Raw genomic sequence first — 469 nt, forward strand, 5'->3', positions numbered from 1 at the left:
AACGGCCGTTCTGTTGGTTAACGCGCTACCGGAGGTTCAGCTAACAAACTCGGAAACAATTCTGGAAGTGGCGTTAACAGAGCGAATCCGCGAGAGTCCGCTGTTTCTGTCTAGGCGATCTCCATTCCCTGAAATCCGGAACAGACACGCCGGCGATTATGCGAGACTCCGGTGTAAAGACGGGAAGGTGGGTGACTTACGAAAATGCCGTTCACAATCGATTTCCTTGACGATGGTCGCGTCCTCGAGTGGGAGGCGACCAACGACGGCGCGACCGCGACCGAACACGACGACTACACGCCCCGTTTCTACGTCGCATCACGTGACCCTGACACCGACATCGATCTTACACAACTTCATTCACTATACGAACGCCATCCTGATGTCGTCGCGACCGAGATCGTATCCCGGCGGCCCGGATTTCGTCGTGACGGCGAGTCCGCTCTAGCTGTCGATGTCGACCACGTCG

At 56.5% G+C, this 469-nt stretch carries 1 pseudogene; it reads left to right on the forward strand.

From position 1 onward, the window contains the following. Nucleotides 1–204 precede the first annotated feature (204 nt). Nucleotides 205–469, forward strand: a pseudogene (locus tag EXE45_RS17880) (DNA polymerase I); the annotation flags it as partial.

It is taken from the genome of Halorubrum sp. SP9 (genome assembly GCF_005435015.1).
Taxonomy (GTDB): domain Archaea; phylum Halobacteriota; class Halobacteria; order Halobacteriales; family Haloferacaceae; genus Halorubrum; species Halorubrum sodomense.